General features: G+C 64.2%; 22 protein-coding genes and 1 pseudogene. 16 read left to right on the plus strand and 7 right to left on the minus strand.

The window, feature by feature from the left end; genetic code table 11:
- Nucleotides 1–93: 93 nt before the first annotated feature.
- Entirely contained in the window at nt 94–1,185 is a 1,092-nt protein-coding gene (locus C6W88_RS18955) for a bifunctional nicotinamide-nucleotide adenylyltransferase/Nudix hydroxylase (RefSeq protein WP_045994963.1), read from the minus strand.
- 259 nt (nt 1,186–1,444) lie between these two features.
- Here C6W88_RS18955 and C6W88_RS21715 point away from each other — a divergent pair.
- Both C6W88_RS21715 and yccX read left to right on the plus strand, forming a co-directional pair.
- Nucleotides 1,445–2,341 (plus strand): annotated as a pseudogene (locus tag C6W88_RS21715) (YihY/virulence factor BrkB family protein); the annotation flags it as partial.
- Nucleotides 2,342–2,572: 231 nt separating this feature from the next.
- Complete coding sequence (yccX, locus tag C6W88_RS21720; protein ID WP_197037157.1) at nt 2,573–2,854, plus strand: acylphosphatase; 282 nt, start codon at nt 2,573–2,575, stop codon at nt 2,852–2,854.
- A gap of 144 nt (nt 2,855–2,998) precedes the next feature.
- Here yccX and C6W88_RS18965 read toward each other — a convergent pair whose 3' ends face one another.
- From C6W88_RS18965 to C6W88_RS18975, 3 genes are all read right to left on the minus strand, one after another.
- Nucleotides 2,999–3,940: a nucleoside hydrolase gene (locus C6W88_RS18965; RefSeq protein WP_045994964.1), complete on the minus strand. Its 942-nt coding sequence runs from the start codon at nt 3,938–3,940 to the stop codon at nt 2,999–3,001.
- Between the two features lie 28 nt (nt 3,941–3,968).
- Nucleotides 3,969–4,880, minus strand: a complete 912-nt coding sequence (locus C6W88_RS18970) for a ribokinase (RefSeq protein WP_108133596.1) — start codon at nt 4,878–4,880, stop codon at nt 3,969–3,971.
- A gap of 366 nt (nt 4,881–5,246) precedes the next feature.
- The gene (locus tag C6W88_RS18975; protein WP_108133597.1) at nt 5,247–6,191 is read right to left on the minus strand and encodes a D-2-hydroxyacid dehydrogenase; all 945 of its coding nucleotides are present in this window, start codon (nt 6,189–6,191) and stop codon (nt 5,247–5,249) included.
- A gap of 239 nt (nt 6,192–6,430) precedes the next feature.
- Between C6W88_RS18975 and C6W88_RS18980 the strand changes: the two genes are divergently transcribed.
- Both C6W88_RS18980 and aspS read left to right on the plus strand, forming a co-directional pair.
- Entirely contained in the window at nt 6,431–6,703 is a 273-nt protein-coding gene (locus C6W88_RS18980; protein WP_045994967.1) for an FmdB family zinc ribbon protein, read from the plus strand.
- A gap of 45 nt (nt 6,704–6,748) precedes the next feature.
- A complete protein-coding gene (gene aspS, locus C6W88_RS18985) occupies nt 6,749–8,527 on the plus strand; it encodes an aspartate--tRNA ligase (RefSeq protein WP_108133598.1) in 1,779 nt (592 codons plus the stop codon).
- Between the two features lie 209 nt (nt 8,528–8,736).
- Here the strand turns inward: aspS and ubiM are convergent, their stop codons facing one another.
- Nucleotides 8,737–10,008 carry a 5-demethoxyubiquinol-8 5-hydroxylase UbiM gene (ubiM, locus tag C6W88_RS18990; protein ID WP_108133599.1) on the minus strand — a complete coding sequence of 424 codons (1,272 nt, stop codon included), beginning with the start codon at nt 10,006–10,008 and terminating at the stop codon, nt 8,737–8,739.
- 226 nt (nt 10,009–10,234) lie between these two features.
- Between ubiM and C6W88_RS18995 the strand changes: the two genes are divergently transcribed.
- The 11 genes from C6W88_RS18995 to C6W88_RS19045 all read left to right on the plus strand — a co-directional run bounded on the left by C6W88_RS18995 (nt 10,235) and on the right by C6W88_RS19045 (nt 19,580).
- Nucleotides 10,235–10,987: a YebC/PmpR family DNA-binding transcriptional regulator gene (locus C6W88_RS18995; protein ID WP_108133600.1), complete on the plus strand. Its 753-nt coding sequence runs from the start codon at nt 10,235–10,237 to the stop codon at nt 10,985–10,987.
- Nucleotides 10,988–11,005: 18 nt separating this feature from the next.
- On the plus strand, nt 11,006–11,557 hold the full coding sequence (gene ruvC, locus C6W88_RS19000; RefSeq protein WP_108133601.1) for a crossover junction endodeoxyribonuclease RuvC: 552 nt from the start codon (nt 11,006–11,008) through the stop codon (nt 11,555–11,557).
- A 382-nt stretch (nt 11,558–11,939) separates the two neighbouring features.
- Nucleotides 11,940–12,551 (plus strand): Holliday junction branch migration protein RuvA, encoded by a 612-nt coding sequence (gene ruvA, locus C6W88_RS19005; protein ID WP_108133602.1) that lies wholly within the window; start codon nt 11,940–11,942, stop codon nt 12,549–12,551.
- A gap of 2 nt (nt 12,552–12,553) precedes the next feature.
- A complete protein-coding gene (gene ruvB / locus C6W88_RS19010) occupies nt 12,554–13,582 on the plus strand; it encodes a Holliday junction branch migration DNA helicase RuvB (RefSeq protein WP_045992045.1) in 1,029 nt (342 codons plus the stop codon).
- 30 nt (nt 13,583–13,612) lie between these two features.
- Nucleotides 13,613–14,290, plus strand: a complete 678-nt coding sequence (gene tolQ / locus C6W88_RS19015) for a protein TolQ (protein ID WP_181248684.1) — start codon at nt 13,613–13,615, stop codon at nt 14,288–14,290.
- A gap of 15 nt (nt 14,291–14,305) precedes the next feature.
- Entirely contained in the window at nt 14,306–14,746 is a 441-nt protein-coding gene (gene tolR / locus C6W88_RS19020; RefSeq protein ID WP_108133603.1) for a protein TolR, read from the plus strand.
- An 8-nt stretch (nt 14,747–14,754) separates the two neighbouring features.
- The gene (tolA, locus tag C6W88_RS19025; RefSeq protein ID WP_108133604.1) at nt 14,755–15,996 is read left to right on the plus strand and encodes a cell envelope integrity protein TolA; all 1,242 of its coding nucleotides are present in this window, start codon (nt 14,755–14,757) and stop codon (nt 15,994–15,996) included.
- A 95-nt stretch (nt 15,997–16,091) separates the two neighbouring features.
- Complete coding sequence (gene tolB, locus C6W88_RS19030; protein WP_219906541.1) at nt 16,092–17,351, plus strand: Tol-Pal system beta propeller repeat protein TolB; 1,260 nt, start codon at nt 16,092–16,094, stop codon at nt 17,349–17,351.
- A 58-nt stretch (nt 17,352–17,409) separates the two neighbouring features.
- On the plus strand, nt 17,410–17,961 hold the full coding sequence (gene pal, locus C6W88_RS19035; protein WP_045992086.1) for a peptidoglycan-associated lipoprotein Pal: 552 nt from the start codon (nt 17,410–17,412) through the stop codon (nt 17,959–17,961).
- A 31-nt stretch (nt 17,962–17,992) separates the two neighbouring features.
- Entirely contained in the window at nt 17,993–18,802 is an 810-nt protein-coding gene (gene ybgF / locus C6W88_RS19040; protein ID WP_108133606.1) for a tol-pal system protein YbgF, read from the plus strand.
- Nucleotides 18,803–18,815: 13 nt separating this feature from the next.
- Nucleotides 18,816–19,580: a YciK family oxidoreductase gene (locus C6W88_RS19045; protein WP_045992050.1), complete on the plus strand. Its 765-nt coding sequence runs from the start codon at nt 18,816–18,818 to the stop codon at nt 19,578–19,580.
- A 256-nt stretch (nt 19,581–19,836) separates the two neighbouring features.
- Here C6W88_RS19045 and C6W88_RS19050 read toward each other — a convergent pair whose 3' ends face one another.
- Together C6W88_RS19050 and ubiG are read right to left on the minus strand one after the other, a co-directional pair.
- Nucleotides 19,837–20,499 carry an HAD family hydrolase gene (locus C6W88_RS19050; protein WP_108133607.1) on the minus strand — a complete coding sequence of 221 codons (663 nt, stop codon included), beginning with the start codon at nt 20,497–20,499 and terminating at the stop codon, nt 19,837–19,839.
- Nucleotides 20,496–21,221, minus strand: a complete 726-nt coding sequence (gene ubiG / locus C6W88_RS19055) for a bifunctional 2-polyprenyl-6-hydroxyphenol methylase/3-demethylubiquinol 3-O-methyltransferase UbiG (RefSeq protein ID WP_108133608.1) — start codon at nt 21,219–21,221, stop codon at nt 20,496–20,498. The genes C6W88_RS19050 and ubiG overlap by 4 nt, the downstream gene beginning before the upstream one ends.
- Nucleotides 21,222–21,366: 145 nt before the next feature.
- On the opposite strand from ubiG, the gene galU reads away from it, so the two are divergent.
- Complete coding sequence (galU, locus tag C6W88_RS19060) at nt 21,367–22,257, plus strand: UTP--glucose-1-phosphate uridylyltransferase GalU (protein ID WP_045992053.1); 891 nt, start codon at nt 21,367–21,369, stop codon at nt 22,255–22,257.
- Nucleotides 22,258–22,261 lie beyond the last annotated feature (4 nt).

A 22,261-nucleotide genomic window follows, 5' to 3' on the forward strand; every position in this document is an offset into this window, starting at 1 on the left:
GGTTAGCCAGGCCGTCACAAGCAGCAAACTTGGCGGACGGGGGGCTTCCCTTGTCCGCCATGTCGTTACCGCCGTTGGATGTTGCCGTGTGGCTCAGGAGCGTCGATCGGCAGGCAGCCCGAGAAAGTTCTGGATGATGAAGAAGTGATCCTCGAACAGGCTTTCTGGCTCGAGTTCCGCCAGGGGTACCCAGCGGGCATGGTCGCCACCCTTGACTGGCTTCAGCCTCGGCAGGTTCTGATCTGGTCTCAGGGCAAAATAGAAGGCTTCGGCCAGGGTTCGCCCACGCCAGCTTCGGTGCGGCTCGTCGAATAACCGTTGACCGCGTAGTGATCCCTTGAGTACCGGCTCCGGCACCTTCAGCCGAATGCGTTCGCGCAGCTCGCGCAGGCAGGCGTCCATCAGTCGTTCCTGGGCGCTGATAAAGCCCCCGGGCAGGGCATAGAGTCCCTTGCCGGGTGCCGAGGTGCGCCGCACCAGCAGCACATGGCCCGACTGCACCACAACCGCACAGACGGTGACGAAGATCGGCGGGTAGGGTGCCTGGGCCCAGGCCGAGCGGTACTGGTCGAGCAGTTGCTGTTCTTCGCCGAGCTGGCGGTAGGGCTTGCCGCTCATGAAGCGGCGGATATGTTCCACCACGCCCGGTGGAAGATCGTGGCTTGCGTTGGTGGAGAGATACTCCACCGCCGAGCCCTCGGAGCGAAATAGCCGTTCACGAATCTGGCTGGCGGAGATCGCTTCGACCAGCGGTACGCTCACCGACTCCCACTGGGGGAACAGTGACAGGTAGTAGCTCGACTGACCGCGGCTGGCGCCGATCAGCCCGATGCGTGGTAACCGTGCGCTCTCGGGATGGGCTAGATCGCGCACTTTGCGCTGGACGTCGTGTACCCAGACATCGTCGTTGTACAGCGCATCCAGCAGCGGCACGATCTCGAGGCGAGCGTTGTCGTCTTCGTCGAAGGCGCTGCGCAGCATCTGGCGGCGTTCGTCAAAACGCCAGGGGTTGCGCAGTGAGCGCGCCTGCCAGGCGGAGCCTACCAGCACGATGACCTGTCTGGCCTGCTTGAGGGCCGCCCGAATCACCGCCAGATGGCCGAGGTGCGGGGGCTGAAAGCGTCCGATGAACACCAGGCAGTCGAACTCGGTCTGCGGCGGAGAGGTGGCCAGATCGGTGGGCATGGAGGACTCCTGGAAAACGTCGCCGCCATTATGGTGGCGACGACTGGCAGGCGCAAACAGACCGGTGCAAACAGACCGGCGCAAACAGATAGGCTCCCGAGCTGGATCGGTAAGGCTAGATGAAGGAGGCTCGATCAACCCTTCGCGACGATCTGGTCATGATGAACTGGCAGCGCCTGGGCGTCGCGTTGGCGCATGTTCCTGCGTATACCGTCGGTGTTAGGTATGCTGAGAGCAACGATAATGACGAGGGAACGCCATGATCATTCAGTTTTTCGCCTTCTGGTGGGGGGTGCTGCGTCGCTCGGTGGCGTTGTGGCTCGAGCGCAACGCCTTCAGCTACGCCGGCTCGCTGGCGTTCTATACCCTGTTTTCGCTGGCGCCGACGGTAATCATCGCGGTGACGGTGATCGGTGTGGTGCTGGGCGAGGAGGCGGCACAGGGGCAAATCTTCGCCCAGTTGCAGGGCACCATGGGCCCCGAAGCGGCCACCGCCATCGAGCATGCCGTCGCCCAGTCGCGGATCCAGGAGTCCGGGCTGTTGCCGACGCTGCTGGGTTTTGCCGCCCTGGCGGTTGGTGCCACTACGGTGTTCGGCCAGATGCAGTTCTCGCTGAACACCATCTGGGGCGTCGCGGCACGCCCCAGCAGCAACAGCCTGTGGATCTTCGTCAAGAATCGAATGCTGTCACTGACGATCGTGCTGGCGATCGGCTTTATCCTGCTGGTGTCAGTGGGGCTCGGGGTCTTCGTCAGGGCGGCGCTGAAAGCCGCCGATGATGTGCTGCCCTACGTCAGCCTGCTGACACGAGGGGTGGAGCTGCTGGTGTCGATCGGCGTGATCGCCGCGCTCTTTGCCACCATCTTCAAGGTGTTGCCCGACGTGGTGCTGCGCTGGCGCGACGTCATCGTCGGTGCGGTTGTCACGGCCTTGCTGTTCTCGATAGGGCGTACCGGTATCGCGCTCTATCTGGCCTACAACGCGACTGCCTCGACCTACGGTGCGGCGGGGTCGGTGGTGGTGGTGTTGCTGTGGGTCTACTACTCCTCGCTGATCCTGCTGTTTGGTGCTGCCTTTACCAAGGTCCATCTACTCGCCCGGCACAAGCCCATCATCCCGCGCAACAGCGCCGTGCTGGTCAAGCAGGAACTGCTCGATCAGCAGAGCGTGCGTGCCCAGTTGAGCGCCGAAGAAGAACGGGAATTCGAGCAGGAGGCTCGCGAGCGTCAGCATGAGGCGGAGCTGGAGGCAGGGGGAGCGGAGACTGCTGGCACGGTGGAGAGCCGTCAGGCCAACGAAGATGACGAGGTCAGCGTCGATGATACGGTTCAAGGGGCCGATGTCGCCAGAGAGGAACCAATGGACGAGCAGCAGGAGGCAGCCACGATGTCCGATGACACCCTATGCCTGGAGGCCCTGGTGGAAGGGCGAGTACAGGGCGTGAGCTATCGCTTTGCCACCAGGCAGCAAGCCGAGGCAGAGGGGCTTGCGGGGTATGCGCGCAACCTGCCGGACGGCAGTGTCGAGGTGTTGCTGTGTGGACCTCGTGACGCGGTGGAACGGGTCGCCGACTGGCTTGAATATGGGCCCGAGCAGGCCGAAGTGACCCAGGTCACCACCCGTGAGGTAACGCTGGATAAGCCGCCGAGGGATTTCACGACGGGCTAGAGCCCGGTGTAGAGCGCCCGTGGTCGTCGCCGCTGGCGCCATGACCTCAAGGATCCAGCGATAGAAGAGCCCCGGGCGGGCACGACAATGTCCCTCGACATTATCCGTCGTGCCCGCCCGGGGCTTTTTGCTGGCTTGAGTCGTTCAGGCCAGGGTGTCCGCGATCCAGTCGCTGACGGCCTTGCCGTCTACCCCCATGCAGACGTTGACCACGGGTGTCTGTGACCAGCGGTCGGCGATAAAGCCTCTGCCTTCCGGCGCGAGGATGGTCTGCCCCTCGGCCGGCCCTTCGGTAACCACACCCAGGTGGCCGCGGGTGGTCTCGAACAGGTCCGGGCGCAGTAGCCAGGCCAGGGCCACACTGTCATGGGGGCAGCAGCCGTCGATGCCGAGAGCTTCACGATAGAAGGCGCGATAGAAGTCGTAGCTGCCGGCCAGAATCTTGCCGAGCTCGCCCTGGCCTGCCTCGATGCGGGCCATGTGTTCCGGCGTCAGGATGCAGCGATGGGTCACGTCGAGCCCCACCAGGGTCAGCGGCCAGTCGGCGGTCAGTACGCGCTGCGCGGCGTGGGCATCGTTGAAGATGTTGGCTTCTGCCACCGGGGTGACGTTGCCGCCTTCGCGAATGGAGCCGCCCATGATGACCACCTGCTTGACCAGGCGGGTGATCTCGGGGTCCAGCTGCAGCGCTGCGGCAAGGTTGCCCAGCGGGCCGACCGCCACCAGGCTGACCTCGCCCGGACGCTGGCGCACGGTGTCGACGATAAACTGGGCGGCGCTGCGAGCATCGGCCTGTCCCTTGACCTCGGGCAGGGTGATATTGCCCAGGCCGTTGTCGCCATGGATATGCTTGGGTGCCGGATGACGAGGTTTGACCATGGGGCAGGCCGAGCCCTGGGCCACTGGCACTGGCTGGCCCGCGATCTCGCCGAGCAGCAGGGCATTGTGGGTCGCCGTCTCGATGTCGACGTTGCCGAAGGTGGTGGTCATGCCGAGCAGCTCAATGTCGGGATGGCGCAGGGCGATGGCGATGGCCTGGGCGTCGTCGACGCCCGGGTCGGTATCGAAGATGATCGGGGTGCTCACGGAAGCTCCTGTGATTGGCCTGAAGGTCTCAACGGATGGCGTGCTGGCCGCTCGCCAGCGCTGTGTCGACCTCGTCGCGGGTCGGAATGCTGGCAGCCGCGCCCTGGCGCTGAACGCCGAGGGCGGCGGCGGTGGAGGCCAGCGCCAGGCAATCCGCCACGGTCTTTTGTTCCTGCATCGCGGCCAGGTAGTAGCCGATGAAGGTGTCCCCGGCGGCGGTGGTGTCAACCGCCTCGACCCGACTCGCCGCCTGGAACTGGCGTTGTCCGCCGTGCTGATGCCAGGCGCCTTCGCCTCCGAGCGTCAGCACCAGTTGGGTGCTGGGCAGGCGCTCGGAAAGGGCGGTGAGCAAGGCGTCGGCATCGGTATCCTCTGCAACACCGGCCAGCCAGGCGGCCTCGCCCCGATTGACGAAAAGGAGATCGCACCGGTCGAGCGGCAGGTCCAGCACGGCGTCGCTCATCGGCGCCGGGTTGAAGGCGATGTTCAGTCCCTTTTCATGTCCGAGCCGGATGGCATCGGCCAGGGCGCTGCATTCATTCTGCAGCAGCAGCCAGTCGCCGGCCTGAGTGCCCTCCATCAGCCTGGAAAGGTCGTCGGCCGCGTGGTGGTGGTTGGCTCCGGGGAACAGCAGGATGGCGTTCTCTGCGCCGTCGTCGACCTGGATGATGGCGTGGCCGGAGGGCGCGGCCACCTCGGCAATACCATTGACGTCGACCCCGGCATCGGCAAGCTGCTGGCGGGCCCAGCCATCCTGGGCATTCAGGCTACCCCAGTGAGCCACCTGACCACCGGCCTTGGCCAGCGCGAGCGACTGGTTGGCTCCCTTGCCTCCAAGGCCGACTCGGTGCTCGTGGCTCGCCAGGGTTTCCCCCGGGCGAACGAGATGGGGAACGCGATAGACATGGTCGAGATTGATCGACCCGTAGTTGTACAGCATGGGGTGTCCGATGAGGGGGTGGGCTCAGCGCGAAGTATCGGAGTGATGCCGGGCCGACGCAAGGGTGCAACCGCCATCGGTAACGAGGCTGTTCCCTTGTTTCCAAAATTATACCGTTATCTTGATTTGACCAAAACCCGAACGTGCAAATTGCATCGACTTGTTACTCATAGTCGATGAGGACAGGCCGTTGGGAGGCGTCGCATTCGCTAAACTCGCCCGAACATGCCGATCAGGGGCGCAATAACGTTGCATAAGCGCGGCATCAGCGGGGCGAAAGCCTGGAAAGAGCTCAGCAAGGGGCAGGGTGGCAAGAATGGCCTGGTGGCAGGCGGGCACGGTCTGCTGTGCCCGCCATGGACGGCGTCAGCTCTCTTGCGCAGCGTTCCGTAGGTTGTCGACGGTCAGCTTGACGATGTTCTGTCGCGCTTCAGGGGTGATCCAGGCGCTGTGCGGGGTGACCAGCAGGTTCAGACGCGGCGACTCGTTGACTGCGTCAATCAGGGCGTGGCCATCACGAGGCGGCTCCGCGGGAAGGACATCGACGGCAAGGCCTCCCAATTGCCCTTCGCGCAGGGCGGCCAGAGCGGCTTCTTCATCGATCACTCCACCCCTGGCGCAGTTCACCAGCAGGGCGCCTTTCTTGATGGTCTTGAGGTTGTCGGCGTTGAGCAGATGACGACTGTGTTCGGTCAATGGGCAATGCAGGCTGACCACGTCGGCCTCGGGCAGCAGCTCGGCCAGTGCCGGGCGCCGGTCATTGGCCTCGTTGCCTGGTCGCGCGCTGAAACTCACCCGCATGCCGAATGCCTCGGCCAGGGCGGCCACCTTGGAGCCCAGTTCACCCTGTCCCACCAGCACCAGATGCTTGCCTTCGAGTTGCAGGGTCGGGTGGTCCATCAGACAGAAGAAAGGGCTCTCACCCCAGCGGCCCTCGGCCACGTCGCGCTGGTACTGCGGCAGGCGAGTGGCCAGGGCGAGGATCAGCATCAGGGTATGCTGGGCGACACTGGCGGTTCCGTAGGCGTTGACGTTGTCGACGCGGATGCCACGCTCTTTCGCCACCTCCATGTCGATATTGTTGGTGCCGGTGGCCAGTACGCAGATGTGCCGCAAGGAGGGCAGGGCGTTTAGCGTATCGGCATCCAGCACGACCTTGTTGACGATGGCGACGTCGGCGCCGGCCAGCCGTTCACGCGCTTCGGCAGGGGTGCTGGTGGGGTGAACCTCGAGGCTCTCGAGCTGCTCGCGCAGCGGTGCAAGGTCGATGTCGGTACCCAGGCTGTCGGCGTCCAGTAATACAGCTTTCATCGCTTCTCCTGTTGTGTTTGGTGGGTGTGGTGAGTCTGGTGGCGAAGATCGGTGCACAGGGCTGGGCCTTGAGGCGCTCAGCACGCTATAATGCGCCCCTTTGATTTGGGCTTGGAATTGCTGTTGGCCGGCCCTATATCGCATGTCGGGATCGGAAGCGGCGTGATCGAGGGTGTGTCAGGCAGATCAGACGCCGGCTTCCCGCCCCGCAGGAACAATGCGAACGGAGACCTAGAACCATGCCCATCTACGAATATCAGTGCAAGGCCTGTGGCCATCGGCTGGAGAAGCTGCAGCGCATGAGCGCCGCTCCCTTGACCGACTGCCCGGCCTGCGAAGCTCCCGAACTGAACCGCCTGGTCTCGGCGGCTGGCTTCCGTCTTGCGGGTGGCGGCTGGTACGAGACCGACTTCAAGACCGGTGGCACCAAGAAGAATCTGGCGGGTGACAGTGGCGGAGGCGGCGCCTCCTCCGGTGGTGGCTCCGCTTCCGGTGACGGCGCCGCTGCCTGATCCAACGAATTGCCTTTACCTTCACGCAACATGACAGGAACCAACATGCGCAGCCATTATTGCGGCCAGCTCAACGAAACCCTGGTGGACCAGACGGTCAGCCTGTGCGGCTGGGTACACCGCCGCCGTGACCACGGTGGGGTGATCTTCCTCGACCTTCGCGATCGTGACGGTATCGCCCAGGTCGTGGTCGACCCCGATACCGCCGAGGCCTTCGCCAATGCCGACCGCGCCCGCAGCGAGTACGTGCTGCGCATCCAGGGCCGAGTGCGCATGCGTCCCGAGGGAACCCAGAACCCGAACATGCCGACCGGCCTGATCGAGGTGCTGGCCAAGGAAGTGGAGGTGCTCAACACCGCCGCCACGCCGCCGTTCCAGCTCGACGAGCACGGCAAGGTGGGTGAGGAAATTCGCCTCAAGCACCGCTACATCGACCTGCGTCGCCCGGAGATGATCGAGAAGCTGCGTCTGCGCTCTCGCATCTCCCATAGCGTGCGGGCCTTCCTCGAAGGCGAGGGCTTCCTCGACATCGAGACGCCGGTGCTGACCCGGGCGACCCCGGAAGGTGCACGTGACTATCTGGTGCCGAGTCGGACCCACGCCGGCAGCTTCTTTGCGCTGCCGCAGTCGCCTCAGCTGTTCAAGCAACTGCTGATGGTGGCGGGCTTCGATCGCTACTACCAGATCGCCAAGTGCTTCCGTGACGAGGACCTGCGTGCCGACCGTCAGCCGGAATTTACCCAGATCGACCTCGAGGCCTCCTTCGTCGAAGAGGCCGACATCATGCGCATCACCGAGTCCATGGTGCAGGGCCTGTTCAAGGACGTGCTCGACGTGGATCTTGGCGAGTTCCCGCGCATGACCTGGCATGAGGCGATGCATCGTTTCGGTTCCGACAAGCCGGACCTGCGCATCCCGCTGGAGCTGACCGACGTCGATGACCTGATGAAGGAGGTGGACTTCAAGGTCTTCTCCGGTCCGGCCAACGCCGATGACGGCCGTGTCGCCGCACTCAAGGTGAGCGGTGGCGCCAAGCTGTCGCGCAAGGAAATCGACGAGTACACCAAGTTCGTCGGTATCTACGGCGCGCGGGGCCTTGCCTGGATCAAGGTCAACGAGCGTGCCAAGGGCATCGAGGGCCTGCAGTCGCCGATCGTCAAGTTCATGGAAGGCGTGATCGAGACCCTGCTGGATCGTGTGGGTGCCGAAGACGGTGACATCATCTTCTTTGGTGCCGACAAGGCGCGCATCGTCAACGAGGCGCTGGGGGCTCTGCGGGTCAAGCTGGGTGAAGATCTCGATCTCTACACCCAGCCCTGGGCGCCGCTGTGGGTCGTCGACTTCCCGATGTTCGAGGCCGACGACAACGGTCGCCTGAGCCCGCTGCATCACCCCTTCACCTCGCCGGCGTGCAGCCCCGAGGAGCTCAAGGCCAACCCGGCCGAGGCCCTGTCGCGTGCCTATGACATGGTGCTCAACGGGACGGAGCTGGGTGGCGGCTCGATCCGTATCCACGATCAGGCCATGCAGAGCGTGGTATTCGAGATCCTGGGTATCGGTGAAGAAGAAGCCCGCGAGAAGTTCGGCTTCCTGCTGGACGCGCTGCACTACGGTGCGCCGCCCCACGGTGGTCTGGCCTTCGGTCTCGATCGTCTGGTCATGCTGATGACCGGCGCTCGTACCATCCGTGAGGTCATCGCCTTCCCCAAGACCCAGAGTGCAGCCTGTCTGATGACCGACGCCCCTGGCGAGGTCAGCAACGACCAGCTCAAGGATCTGAGTATCCGCCTGCGTCAGAAGGCCAAGCCCGAAGCCAGCGAATAACGCTAGGCGCTGTCCGAAAAGTCGACGAGCGAAGGTTAGACAAGGCAAAAATCGGTGAGACAGCGCAGTTTACGGGGTGTAAATGAGCATTTTGATCCGATTTTTAACGCCGTATTACCGAGCGCAGGCACTTTTCAGACAAGCCCTAGGCTATCGTGCTGTACCGAAAACCCCCCGCCCATCGGCGGGGGGGTTTCGTTGATGGGAAATCAGCCCAGCAGCCTGGACAGTGGTGACGGCAAGGAAGACGCCGCGCGACGGGCCAGCGACGGAAGGGTGGTGAGAGACGATAGAGGCGAGAGCGGTGAGATCGGTGAGCCACCATGAGGCTCGGTCAGATGCTGTCCGATCATTCTACGCGCCGGTGCCAGTCGGTCACCCAGGCGCAGCCCCAGGTGACGGACCATTCGTGCCGGCACTCCGTCATCGGTGTAGAGGCCAACGATGGCCTGGGTGGCTTGATATAGCGGCCAAGTGGCCAGCCGATGCTCGCGCTCATAGCGCTTCAGCAGTTGCGGGTCGGCGATGTCCTGTCCGAGTTGGTGGGCACGGATCAGCCGGCGGGCCAGGCGGTGCTGACTCTGGGCGCCAAAGTTGAAGCCGTGTGCCGTCACCGGATGCATGCCCACCGCGGCGTCACCGACCAGGGCAAAGCGTTCGGCCACGAAGCGCTCTGCGTAGGCGCTTACCAGGGGATAGACGTGGGTCGCGCCCTCCAGGGTCATGGCGCCGAGCCTGCGTCCGTAGCGATGGGTCAACGCCTGCGACAGTGCCTCGGGCGGCAGCGCGGTAAGCTCCGACATCTGCTGGCTGGGCAGGGTCACCACCGCCGACGACAGGTGTTCGTGCAATGGCAACAACGCCAGGGTCTGGCCGTGGTCGAACCACTCCCAGGCAGACTGGTCATGGGCGCGTTGGTGGCGAACCCGACACACCAGCATGCTGCGGCCGTTGTCGCGCATGCGCGCAGCGATTCCCATCTGACGGCGGGACTCGGAGAAGCGACTGTCCGCGGCCACCGCCAGACGTGCCGACAGTCGAGTACCGTCTTCCAGTGCCAGACGCGCCGCACCGGGGTCGCTGGTGATGCTTTCCAGCGCCGAGAAGTGCCAGTCGATGCCGTCCATGCGTTCGGCTTCCTCGAAGGCGGCGCGGCGTATCAGATGGTTCGGCACCATGAAACCCAATGGTCGATCGTCGCCGGAGTCGAAGTCCATGGCAAAGGACGACTGTCCGTTGAACACCTTGGCATGCGTCAGCGGTGCCACCTCGTGCTGGGGGATCCGCTGCCACACACCAATGTCGGCAAGCAGGTCGCAGGATGCCTGGGTCATGGCGATCTCGCGCCCATCGGGCCTGGGTTCGGCCAGTCGAGGGCGATCGATTCGATCGATCAGTGCCACACTCAAGCCGGCACCGGCCAGTGCTCGCGCCAGGCATAGGCCCACTGGCCCTGCACCAATGATGGCCACATCCTTCATTCGTCACTCCTGAGCTGGATTCGCTGGTGAGCTGCACGCGCGGTAGAATGCGCGATAAATCAAGCGCCCGACGCTAGCACAACGGGTGATCAGGTGGCGGGCTTTATGGCGCGCATTTGATCCAGCGCCGTGTTCAGGTGCTTTTGGCAGGCTCCTTCAGGGCCTTGTCTTCCAATATCGCCCGGCGACGTGCGAAGCGGGCTTCCAGCAACCAACGGGATGCACCATGGCAGGACATAGCAAGTGGTCGAACATCAAGCATCGCAAGGCCGCCCAGGATGCCAAGCGCGGCAAGATATTCTCCAAGCTGATCCGCGAGCTGGGCGTGGCCGCTCGTCAGGGCGGGCCCGAACCCGCTGACAATCCGCGTCTGCGGGCCGCCATCGACAAGGCCCTGTCCAACAATATGACCAAGGACACGATCCAGCGGGCGGTGGATCGCGGGGCAGGGCAGAATGATGGCGATGACATGGAGGAGATCACCTACGAGGGCTATGGTCCGGAAGGCGTCGCCATCCTGGTGCAGTGCATGAGCGACAACCGCAATCGAACTGTCTCAGATGTGCGACACGCGTTTTCCAAGCATGGCGGCAACCTGGGCACCAGCGGATCGGTCGCCTTCATGTTCCATCACCAGGGGCGACTGACCCTGGCACCGGGGACCTCCGAGGAGGCAGCCATGGCGGCCACCCTGGAGGCGGAGCCCGAGGATATCCTGACCGACGAAGACGGCAGCCTGGAGGTGGTGACATCACCGGAGCGCTTTGGTGCCGTCAAGGATGCCCTGCTGGCCGCGGAGCTTGAGCCCGTCTACAGCGACGTCGGACTCTTCGCCGATACCACCACGCCCATCGAGGATGCCGATCTCGCGCGCCGTGTGCTCGCCCTGATCGATCACCTCGAAGACCTCGATGACGTGCAAAATGTTTTCACCAATGCGGACTTCAATGATGCCATTCTTGCCGAACTGGAGCGCTGACCTGCCGGGGAACCCGGCATGATCGTGCTGGGGATCGATCCTGGCTCGCGTATCACCGGCTACGGGGTGCTCGATGCCAGCGAGCGGCAGCCGCGCTACATCGCCAGTGGCTGCATCCGACTCAAGGATGAGTCCCTGGCCCAGCGTCTGGCGCAGGTCTATGCCGGGATCAGCGAGTTGATCGGCATCCACCGTCCCGCGGCCTTCGCCATCGAGCAGGTGTTCATGTCGAAAAACGCCGACTCTGCGCTGAAACTGGGTCAGGCGCGGGGCGCCGCCATCGTCTGCGCCGCCAATCACGGCCTGGACGTGCACGAGTATGGGCCGCGCCAGATCAAGCAGGCGGTCACCGGCAGCGGTGGTGCCGACAAGACCCAGGTGCAGCACATGATCACGGCGACGCTGGGACTGTCCGGCACGCCCCAGGCGGACGCCGCCGATGCTCTGGGAATCGCCCTGACGCACTGCTACGCGTCACGTGGCTTGATCACCCAGGGCTCCTTCGGTGGGCGGCCCAGCGGCTCCAGGGGGGGCGGCAAGGGGACGTCCTGGCGCCAGTATCGTCCCTAGGGCTTGTCTGAAAAGTGCCTGCGCTCGGTAATACGGCGTTAAAAATCGGATCAACATGCTCATTTACACCCCGTAAACTGCGCTGTCTCACCGATTTTTGCCTTGTCTAACCTTCGCTCGTCGACTTTTCGGGCAGCGCCTGGGTTTTTTTACGCCGATGCGCCGGGTTGTTGTTGCTGCGTCGGCTGACGTTCAGGCTGTCGCAAAGTGGCGACGGAAGCATTATCGAACAGCGTTTGTTTGTGCTGGCGGGGCCCAGGCTGCCACCGTATAGTGGGATGCAAGGTACGCTTGCAGGGTAGCCGCTCCCGCGATTCGTGACCGCCGTCTCAGGTACACTGGCGATCACTTTTACCGCCGAGATCAAGGAAGTATTCGCGCCATGATTGGACGCATCACGGGCACACTGCTCGAAACCCAACCACCCTGGCTGGTGGTCGACGTCAATGGCGTCGGCTACGAGATGGAAGCCTCCATGACCACCCTGGTCGCCCTGCCGGGCGCCGGGGAGCGGGTGTCGCTGTACACCCATCTGACCGTGCGCGACGATGCCCATCTGCTGTATGCCTTTGCCCGCGAGCAGGAGCGCGCGCTATTTCGCGCACTGATCAAGGTCAACGGTATCGGCCCCAAGCTGGCCCTGGCGATACTCTCCGGCATGGACGAGGACGCCTTCATCCGCTGCGTGATGGAAGACGACGTCAAGGCGCTGACACGTCTGCCTGGCGTCGGCAAGAAGACGGCCGAACGTCTGGTGATCGAGATGCGCGATCGCTTTCCCCACTGGCAGCATCCCGATAGCCTGCCGCTCGAAGGGAACACTCAGCCGTCCACACCGGTATCCGGCAAGACGGCATTGGCTGACGCAGAGGCGGCGCTGGTCAGTCTGGGCTACAAGCCCACCGAGGCAAGCCGCATGTTGTCCGGCCTCGAGGATGAGGGCAGCACCGAAGCCATGATCAAGGCGGCGTTGGCGCGCCGCATGGCGGGTTGACCATGATCGATACCGACCGACTGATCGCTGCCGATCCGCAGGAAGGAGAAGGGCGGGTGGACCACGCCATCCGCCCCAGGCGCCTGGCCGACTATATCGGCCAGCCCCGGGTCAGGGAACAGCTCGAGATCTTCATCCATGCCGCCCGGGCCCGGGACGAGAGTCTCGACCACACCCTGGTATTCGGCCCGCCTGGACTCGGCAAGACCACCCTGGCCAATATCATCGCCACCGAGATGGGCGTGGGCCTGACCTCGACCTCCGGGCCGGTGCTCGAGCGTGCCGGCGACCTGGCCGCCATGCTGACCAATCTCAAGGCCGGTGACGTCCTGTTCATCGACGAGATCCATCGACTCTCGCCGGTGGTGGAAGAGATCCTCTATCCCGCGATGGAAGACTTCCAGCTTGATATCGTCATCGGTGAGGGCCCTGCGGCCCGCTCGATCAAGCTCGATCTGCCCCCCTTCACCCTGGTCGGGGCGACCACCCGAGCCGGGCGTCTGACGTCACCGCTGCGTGATCGTTTCGGTATCGTGCAACGCCTCGAGTTCTATGCCATCGACGAGCTGACCGAGATCGTGGCACGCTCGGCGCGCCTGCTCGAGGTACACACCGACACGGACGGCGCCCGTGAGGTGGCCAGGCGCTCCCGTGGCACGCCACGTATCGCCAACCGGCTGCTGCGGCGGGTTCGCGACTTCGCCGAGGTCAAGGCGGCAGGGCGCATCACCGCCGAGGTGGCCGACCAGGCGCTCAACATGCTCCACGTTGACCACCATGGCCTCGACCATATGGACCGTCGCCTGCTGCTGGCGATGCTCGAGAAGTTCGACGGTGGCCCGGTGGGGGTGGATTCGCTGTCGGCGGCCATCGGCGAGGAGCGCGACACCATCGAGGACGTGATCGAACCCTACCTGATTCAGCAAGGTCTGATGATGCGCACCGCACGAGGCCGGGTGGTGACGCGCCAGGCCTGGACCCATTTCGGCATGGCCCCTGACGACCAGGCCTTCGACGCTTCCAACGACTGACCCGAGACGAGGATTTCCGTGAACGACTCCATGTCCATTCCCCATCTGATCATGAACGCCAGCGGCGTGGTGCAATTTGTCATGCTGCTGCTGATGATCGGTTCCGTGCTTTCCTGGATCGTGGTGTTCCAGCGCAGCTTTGTGATGCGCCGTGCACGCAAGGCGCATCGCGCCTTCGAGGACCGCTTCTGGTCCGGCGTCGACCTCAACGAGCTGTATCGAGACGCCCCGGCCGAGGGCGAGACCCAGGGCGCCGAGCACATTTTTCGCGCCGGCTTTCGCGAGTTCAATCGGTTGATGCCGAAGACCCGCAGCCCCCAGGCGATCCTCGACGGCGTCCAACGCAGCATGCGGGTGGCCTGGTCACGTGAAGAAGAGCGCCTGAACCTGCACCTGGTGTTCCTCGCCACGGTGGCCTCGGCCAGCCCCTATATCGGCCTGTTCGGCACCGTCTGGGGCATCATGGGCTCCTTCCAGTCGCTGTCGATGGCCCAGCAGGCGACCCTGGCCACGGTGGCACCATGGATCGCGGAGGCGCTTGTCGCGACCGCCATGGGCCTGTTTGCAGCGATCCCCGCGGTCATCTTCTATAACCGCCTGTCGGCGGAATCGTCGCGCCTGCTGGGCAAGTACGAAGACTTTGCCGAGGAGTTCCACTCCATCCTGCACCGCAACCTGCAGGGCCGGCCCGACGCCGGCGCCGCCTGATCAAGGAGACGCCGCATGCTTGGACCCTTCAATCGCCGTGGGCGCAGCAAGCCCATGGGGGAAATCAATGTGGTCCCCTTTATCGACGTCATGCTGGTGCTGCTGGTGATCTTCATGATCACCGCGCCGATGCTGACCCAGGGGGTCAAGGTCGACCTGCCTCAGGCGACCTCGGAGCCGATCGAGGACACCGAAGACACCGACCCGATCATCGTCTCGGTGGACAAGGAAGGGCAGTACTTCATCAGCCTCGGTGGCGACGAGACCCAGGTCAGCCTGGACGAGTTGAGTGACCGGGTGGTCATTCTGCTCGAGCGCAATCCCGGCACGCCGGTCATGGTGCGGGGTGATCGCAACGTCTCCTACGGCCAGGTGGTGACCTTGATGAGCACGCTGCAGGTCGCCGGCGTCGCCAACGTCGGGTTGATCTCCGAACCCCCGCCCCAGGACGGTTAGGAGCGCTCATGGCGAAACCACAGCGGCGAAAGACACTTAAGCGTTCCGCCGGGCGAGTTGGCTATGGTCTGCCGACGGTGCTGGCCGTTGCCCTGCACCTGGGTATCCTGGTCATCAGTGTGATCAAGTGGCCGAGCAGTGAACCCGAGGCGCCCAACAACGCCATCGTGCAGGCTACCCTGATCAGCACCGAGACACGTACCGATCAGGCCCAGCAGGCGGCCGAGGCACGCACGCGCGCGGCCGAACGTCAGGCTCAGGAAGAAGCCGAGCGCCAGGCCCAGGAGGAGGCCGAACGTCAGGCCCGCGAGGCCGCAGAGCAGCAGGCCGCCGAAGAGGCCGAGCGTCAGGCGGCAGAACAACAGGCTCAGCAGGAAGCCGAGCAGCAGGCAAGGGAAGAAGCTGCCGAGCAGGCTCAGGCGGAAGCCGAAAGGCGGGCCGCCGAGGCCGAAGCCGCCGCCCAGCGCAAGGCCGAAGAGGAAGCCGAGCGTGAAGCCGCTCGCCAGCAGGCCGAGCAGGAGCGCCAGGCCGAAGCCGAGCGACGTCGTCAGGAAGAGGCGGCGCGACAGCAGGAGGCCGAACGACAGGCCCGCGAGGAAGCCGAGCAGAAAGCAAGAGAGGAAGCCGAGCAGCAGGCAAGAGAGGAGGCTGAGCGCAAGGCACAGGAAGAAGCCGAACGTCAGGCCCGCGAGGCAGCCGAGCAGCAGGCAAGAGAGGAAGCCGAGCGCAAGGCACAGGAAGAGGCCGAACGTCAGGCCCGCGAGGCAGCCGAGCAGAAGGCAAGAGAGGAAGCCGAACGTCAGGCCCGCCAGGAAGCGGAACGCAAGGCACAGGAAGAAGCCGAACGCCAGGCCCGCGAGGCCGCCGAACAGAAGGCCAGAGAAGAGGCCGAGCGGCAGCTTCAGCGGATCATCGAGGGCGATTCCAGTGCCGTCTCCAACGCCGAACAGGGGAACGAGGCCGCCAATGGCTTTATCCAGCTGGTGCGGCGTGCGGTGGAGCAGGCCTGGGTCATCCCGCCCAATGTGGGCGACGGCACCACCGCCGAGGTACAGGTCAGGTTGGGGCCCTCGGGTGAAGTATTTGCTGCAACGGTCACACGTTCGAGCGGAAACGCCGCCTTCGACAACTCCGCCATCCAGGCGGTGGAGTCTGCTGCTCCGTTCACCGAACTGCGAGACCTTCCCAGCGGCGTGCAACGCGACTATCGTCAATTCAATCTGCGATTCAGACCGGGAGACATTCGCTGATGAGAGCCTTGAATGCGAGTTGGTGGACCAGGAGGGTCAGCAAGACCGTCGCTAACACGAGCCTTGCCAAGCGTCTGCTTGCTGTTGTGGCAGGCATGCTGGTGTGGCTGGCCGGGCCAGCGGCCCAGGCCGATCTGACCATCGATATCACCCGCGGCAACGAAAGGGCCACACCGATCGCGGTGGTGCCCTTCGCCGACCAGGCGGGTGGGCTACCGGAGGATATCGCCCAGGTCGTCTCCGATGACCTGGAGCGCAGCGGCTACTTCGAACCGTTGCCGCGCTCAGAGATGTTCAACCAGCCCTCGACCAGCGAGGAGGTCACCTACGGTGACTGGCGCAGTCTCGACTCGCGCTACCTGGTGGTCGGCAGCACCAGTCAGGAGGGTGGCCAGGTCAAAGTGCGCTTCGAGCTTCTCGACGTCAGTGGCGAGACCCGGCTGCTGGGCGAGACGGTCACGGCATCGAGTTCCGATCTGCGCGGCGCGGCGCACTATATCAGTGACCAGATCTTCGAGGAGATCACCGGAATTCGCGGCGCCTTCTCGACCCGCATCGCCTATGTCACCTCGCAGGGGGTGGGCGACAACACCCAGTACGGGCTCTATGTGGCAGACGCCGATGGGCGCAACAGCCAGCAGGTCCTGACGTCCGATGAACCGATCATGTCACCGGCCTGGTCGCCGGATGGCGGCAAGCTGGCCTATGTGTCCTTCGAGACCGAACGGCCGGCCATCTACGTGCAGAATCTTGCCACCGGTCAGCGCGTCAAGCTGACCGACTTCGAGGGGCTCAACAGCGCACCGAGCTGGTCGCCGGATGGCCGTCGCCTGGCGATGGCGCTGTCCCGGGACGGCCAGCCCGAGATCTACGTGATGGATATCGGCTCGCGCAACGTTCAGCGTGTCACCAACTCCTCGAGCATCGAGACCGAGCCGGCCTGGGCGCCGGACGGCCGCTCCCTGATCTTCACCTCGGACCGCTCGGGCGGCCCCCAGATCTATCGCCAGAGCGTGTCCGGTGGTGAGGCCGAGCGTCTGACCTACACCGGCAACTACAATGCTCGTGGTCGCCTGTCGCCGGATGGCGAAACATTGTTCTTGATCCACCGCGGCAACAATGGCTATCAGGTGGCCAAGCAGGACCTCGAGAGCGGGCGTCTGGTGGAAATCAGTGATGCCCAGCAGGCCGAATCTCCCAGTATCGCGCCCAATGGCACCATGGTAATCTTCGCCACCCAGCAGGGTAGCACCGGGGTGCTGGGAGCGGTCACCGCCGATGGACGTGCGCAGTTCCGTCTGCCCGCCGCCCAGGGCGATGTCCGTGAGCCGGCCTGGTCCCCGTTTCTGAACTGATTCGACGGCCATATGCCGATGAATCGACTTTGATGCATCACGCAAGGAGAGTGACACGATGTTTCTCAAGCCCTACGCCCGTTCGCTGGCCATCGCCGCTTCCCTGGCCGTTCTGGCTGGCTGCTCCAGCACCGGCGGCACCCAGGACGGCAGCGCCGCAGGCACCGGTACCGGCGGTACCATGGGTGGCACCGGCGTCGGTACCGGCACCGCCGGCAGCGGCCAGGTCAGCGGCTCCGGCTATGGCACCGACGGTGCCGGCCAGATGGCCGACGGCCGCATCCCGGAAGTGCGTACCATCTACTTCAACTACGACAGCGACGCCATCCGTCCCGAGTTCGAATCGGTGGTCAACGCCCACGCCCAGTACCTGAGCAGCAACCCCAACGCCTCCGTCGTGCTGCAGGGCCACACCGACGAGCGCGGTACCCGCGAGTACAACCTCGCGCTTGGCGAGCGTCGTGCTGGGTCCGTCGAGCGCTACCTGCGCCTGCAGGGCGTCAATCCCTCGCAGATGGAAGTGGTGAGCTACGGCGAAGAGCGCCCCGCAGCTCGCGGCAGCAACGAGGATGCCTTTGCACAGAACCGCCGTGTGGTCTTTGCTTACTGAAAGCCACTGACGTCGGACGTGGGAGAAGTCAATGAGACACAGTCTTAAGGGACTGTGCGGCGCGGGAGCCCTGGTGCTCCCGTTGTCCGTCATGGTACCCGCCATCCTGTCACCTGCACTGGCTCAGCAGCCGGTCGTCAGAGACCTCAGCGGTGGCAACAGCTTTTACGATCAGACGGCCACCCAGGCCCAGGCCAGCGGCAATCTCGCACTGTTCAACCAGGTCGAGCAGCACCAGCGCGAGTTGCGAGAATTGCGCGGGCAGATCGAAGAACTGCGCTACCAGCTCGATCAGCTCAAGCAGCAGAGTCGCCAGCAGTACATGGACCTCGATCAGCGCATGTCCGAGTTGCCGCGCCAGGCAGCGCCGCCAAGCGCCCCGAGTGAAGCAACGGAGCCGCCGAGCGAATCTGCAGACAGCAGCGGCAGCGGAGCATCCTCTTCGTCCTCTGGCCAGGCCAGCGATGATGCCAGGGAGGCCTATCAGTCGGCGTTCTCCAAGGTGCAGTCGCGAGACTTCGATCAGGCGATCAGCGACTTCGATACCTTCGTCGATCGTTATCCCGACTCCAGCCTGACCGCCAACGCCTACTACTGGCTCGGTGAATTGCATTCGGCACAGTCGTCCTTTGGCGATGCCGCCGTTGCCTTCGAGACCGTACTGGACCGTTTTCCCGACAGCAGCAAGGTTCCCGACGCCATGTACAAGCTGGGGCTGCTGAAAGCGCGGCAGGGAGATACCGAAGGCGGCCACGCACTTCTGGAATCCGTCCAGCAGGACTATCCTGACAGCAATGCGGCATCTCTTGCCGATGACTATTTGCGTCAGGCCGGGGCCTGATCAAGGAAGCGCCATGACCGAGTGCAAGATTGATTACCAGGCACCTCAAGACCTGCTAAAGGATCGCATTCTGCTGGTGACCGGTGCCGGAGACGGCATCGGGCGCACCGCGGCGATCGAATACGCACGTCGCGGGGCCACCGTGATTCTGCTGGGCCGCACCACCGCCAAGCTCGAGAAGGTGTATGACGAGATCGAGGCCGCCGGAGGTCCGCAACCGGCGATCTTCCCGTTGAACTTCGAAGGGGCGACGCTCAAGGATTACCACGATATGGCCGAGGCGCTGGACAAGGAGTTCGGCCGGCTCGACGGTATCCTGCACAACGCCGGGCAGCTAGGCCGGATCACGCCATTCGAGCAGTACAATCCGGAACTGTGGGATCAGGTCATGCAGGTCAACATCAACGGGCCCATCTGGATGACCCAGGCGCTGTTGCCACTGCTGACCAAGTCTGCCGACGCCTCGGTGATCTTTACCTCGTCGAGCGTTGGCCGCAAGGGGCGGGCCTACTGGGGCGCCTATTCGGTCTCCAAGTTCGCCACCGAAGGCTTTGCCCAGGTACTGGCCGAGGAGATCGATCATCTGGGGACCCTGAGGATCAACACCCTCAACCCCGGGGCGACCCGCACCGCCATGCGCAAGAGCGCCTACCCGGGCGAGGACCCCATGAGCCTGCGGACCGCAGAGGACATCATGCCGACCTATCTGTGGCTGATGGGCCCTGACAGCAAGGGCCGCAACGGGGAAGCCTTCGACGCCCAGCCGCCGAGAAGCTGACGTCACAGGCGAGCGAAGCGAGCAACGAGCGTTGCAAAAGGAACGGCGAGCCGATCGGCCCGCCGTTCCTTGCGTCTCACCGCCTAAACTGCCGATCCCGACCCCAGCACCAGCGATGCGACGCTCAGGTCGCGCCTCCTGTCGTCGTGCAGGGCTTCGGCCGCCGCCCTGGCCTCGTCGACGTCTGGCTTTCCGCAACGTCTCAGTGGTCTCTCAATGGCCCTCAATGGCCTCTCAGCGTCCTCTTATTAGACTCTCAGTGCCGTTTCAGCGCCTCGAGAACCGCCTCCGCGGTATCGAACCAGCGGTCGGCCGGCCAGTCCCGGTAATCTTCTTCCTCGGCAATGTAGCCATAGCCCACGGCGATGGCCGGCATGCCCGCGGCTTTTGCCGCCTGCATGTCGCGCACGTGGTCGCCTAGATACCAGCACGCCTCGGGCGCGACGTCGAGGCGCCTGGCCGCCTCCAGCAGTGGTTCTGGATGTGGCTTCTTCACCGGCAGGTCGTCTGCGCAGAGCATGACGCCCGGCGCGAGTCCCAGCGCCTCGACCAGGGGCTCGGCATACAGACGTGGCTTGTTGGTGACGATCCCCCAGGGCCGGTCGAGGCCATCCCAGTGGAGCAGCAGACGGTCGAGCGGCGGGAACACCTGGCTGTGTTCGGCCACCGCTTCGGCGTAGAGGTCGAGCAGCTGTTGACGCGCCGCAGCGTGGTCGGGATGCTCGCTTTCGAGCCCCAGCGCCAGGGTGACCAGGGCGCTGCCACCATTGGACACCTGGGCGCGAATGGCAGGGTAGGGCAGCTTGTCCAGACCATGCAGCCGGCGCAATCGATTGGTGGCCTGGGCCAGGTCAGGAGCGGTATCCACCAGAGTGCCGTCAAGGTCGAACAGCAGGGCGTGAGGTAGCGAATCGTTCACGCGGTCTCCTTGCGACAGATCATCAGGTAGTTGACCGAGACGTCGTTGGCGGACAGCGAGAACCGACGAGTGATCGGGTGGTAGACCAGACCGCTTTGCTCCTCGATCTCGAGTCCTGCATCGCGACACCAGCGGGCCAGTTCGGCTGGGCGGATGAAACGGGCGTAGTCATGGGTACCACGAGGTACCATGCCGAGCACGTACTCCGCGCCGAGAATAGCCAGGGCGTAGGACTTGGGATTTCGATTGATGGTCGACAGCGCGAGCTGTCCGCCGGGCTTGAGCAGGCGAGCGCAGGCACGCACGATCGCTTCGGGATCGGGCACGTGCTCGAGCATTTCCAGGCAGGTCACCACTTCGAAGCGCTCCGGCGCTTCCTCGGCCATGTCTTCGACGCTGATGTAGCGGTATTCGAGAGCGACCCCCTGCTCATCGGCGTGTTGACGCGCAACCGCCAGCGACGCCTCGGCCAGATCGATACCGGTCACCCGAGCGCCGCGGCGTGCCATGGCCTCGGAGAGGATGCCTCCGCCGCAACCGACGTCCAGCACTTCGCGTCCGGCCAGTCCCACTCTGGCGTCGATGAAATCGAGCCTCAGCGGGTTGATGGCATGCAGCGGTTTAAATTCGCCTTCGGGATCCCACCAACGTTCGGCCAGCGCGGAGAACTTGTCGATCTCGTTGTGGTCCACGTTGGCGGAAGGGGTATCGGATATGCTCATCTGTATCTCCAGGGCGTTCCATGCCGCCGATGTCAGCGGACCGAGTTCGTCTGGTACGCTATTCTACGCATTCCCTGTTCCGAGTCCCATGGCCCAGATCGCCATGGACGACAGCCGAACCCAATTTCGAGAAGAAGGAAGTCTCATGATCCGCAAGGCCGTTCTCCCCGTCGCAGGTTTTGGCACACGGTGTCTGCCGGCGTCCAAGGCCATCCCCAAGGAAATGATCACCATCGTCGATCGCCCGGTGATCCAGTACGTGGTACAGGAGGCCGTTGCGGCGGGCATTCGTGACATCGTGCTGGTGACCCACGGCACCAAGAGCGCCATCGAGAACCACTTCGACAAGCATTTTGAACTGGAGGCCGGGCTCGAGGCCAAGGGCAAGACCGAGCTGCTCGAGGAGCTGCGTGCCATCGTTCCTGCCGACGTCAACATCATCAGCGTGCGTCAGCCTGAACCTCTGGGCCTCGGCCACGCGGTGCTGTGCGCTCGTCCAGTGATCGGTGACGACGAGCCCTTTGCCGTGCTGTTGCCCGACGTACTGGTCGACGATGATGGCCTTGAGCGCAATGACCTTGCCGGCATGATCGACGCCTTCGAGCGCACCGGACGCTCCCAGCTGATGGTGGAAGAGGTTCCACGCGAGCTGGTCTACAAGTACGGCATCGTTGCGCCCAAGGGCGAGTCCCCCGAGCCCGGTGAGTCCTGTGAGCTTTCCGGCCTGGTCGAGAAACCCAAGGTCGAGGAAGCGCCCTCCAACCTGTCGGTGATCGGACGCTACATGTTGCCGGGTCGTATCTTCCCGCTGCTGGCCAAGACCCCGCCCGGCGCCGGCAACGAGATTCAGCTTACCGACGCCATCGAGGAGCTGCGCGTCGCCGAAGGCGTGGACGCCTACCGCATGCAGGGCACCACCTACGACTGCGGCCACCAGCTCGGCTACCTGGAGGCGATCCTGGCCTATGGTCGGCGCCACTCCCGCTATGGCAAGGGCTTCACCGAGCTGCTGAAACGCTACGCCGCCGAGGACTGAAGCC

This window comes from Halomonas litopenaei (assembly GCF_003045775.1).
Lineage (GTDB): Bacteria > Pseudomonadota > Gammaproteobacteria > Pseudomonadales > Halomonadaceae > Halomonas > Halomonas litopenaei.

Bases quoted from the DNA above. Each gene is read 5' to 3' on its own strand.
- yccX (WP_197037157.1), top strand. From the start codon at position 2,573: ATGTCCGATGACACCCTATGCCTGGAGGCCCTGGTGGAAGGGCGAGTA.
- C6W88_RS18970 (WP_108133596.1), bottom strand. From the start codon at position 4,880: ATGCTGTACAACTACGGGTCGATCAATCTCGACCATGTCTATCGCGTT.
- tolB (WP_219906541.1), top strand. From the start codon at position 16,092: ATGCTGGTGTGGCTGGCCGGGCCAGCGGCCCAGGCCGATCTGACCATC.
- tolA (WP_108133604.1), top strand. From the start codon at position 14,755: ATGGCGAAACCACAGCGGCGAAAGACACTTAAGCGTTCCGCCGGGCGA.
- ubiM (WP_108133599.1), bottom strand. From the start codon at position 10,008: ATGAAGGATGTGGCCATCATTGGTGCAGGGCCAGTGGGCCTATGCCTG.
- ubiG (WP_108133608.1), bottom strand. From the start codon at position 21,221: ATGAGCATATCCGATACCCCTTCCGCCAACGTGGACCACAACGAGATC.
- C6W88_RS18955 (WP_045994963.1), bottom strand. From the start codon at position 1,185: ATGCCCACCGATCTGGCCACCTCTCCGCCGCAGACCGAGTTCGACTGC.
- ruvA (WP_108133602.1), top strand. From the start codon at position 11,940: ATGATTGGACGCATCACGGGCACACTGCTCGAAACCCAACCACCCTGG.
- galU (WP_045992053.1), top strand. From the start codon at position 21,367: ATGATCCGCAAGGCCGTTCTCCCCGTCGCAGGTTTTGGCACACGGTGT.
- tolR (WP_108133603.1), top strand. From the start codon at position 14,306: ATGCTTGGACCCTTCAATCGCCGTGGGCGCAGCAAGCCCATGGGGGAA.
- ybgF (WP_108133606.1), top strand. From the start codon at position 17,993: ATGAGACACAGTCTTAAGGGACTGTGCGGCGCGGGAGCCCTGGTGCTC.
- aspS (WP_108133598.1), top strand. From the start codon at position 6,749: ATGCGCAGCCATTATTGCGGCCAGCTCAACGAAACCCTGGTGGACCAG.
- tolQ (WP_181248684.1), top strand. From the start codon at position 13,613: ATGTCCATTCCCCATCTGATCATGAACGCCAGCGGCGTGGTGCAATTT.
- C6W88_RS18975 (WP_108133597.1), bottom strand. From the start codon at position 6,191: ATGAAAGCTGTATTACTGGACGCCGACAGCCTGGGTACCGACATCGAC.
- C6W88_RS19045 (WP_045992050.1), top strand. From the start codon at position 18,816: ATGACCGAGTGCAAGATTGATTACCAGGCACCTCAAGACCTGCTAAAG.
- C6W88_RS18995 (WP_108133600.1), top strand. From the start codon at position 10,235: ATGGCAGGACATAGCAAGTGGTCGAACATCAAGCATCGCAAGGCCGCC.
- ruvC (WP_108133601.1), top strand. From the start codon at position 11,006: ATGATCGTGCTGGGGATCGATCCTGGCTCGCGTATCACCGGCTACGGG.
- C6W88_RS18980 (WP_045994967.1), top strand. From the start codon at position 6,431: ATGCCCATCTACGAATATCAGTGCAAGGCCTGTGGCCATCGGCTGGAG.
- pal (WP_045992086.1), top strand. From the start codon at position 17,410: ATGTTTCTCAAGCCCTACGCCCGTTCGCTGGCCATCGCCGCTTCCCTG.
- ruvB (WP_045992045.1), top strand. From the start codon at position 12,554: ATGATCGATACCGACCGACTGATCGCTGCCGATCCGCAGGAAGGAGAA.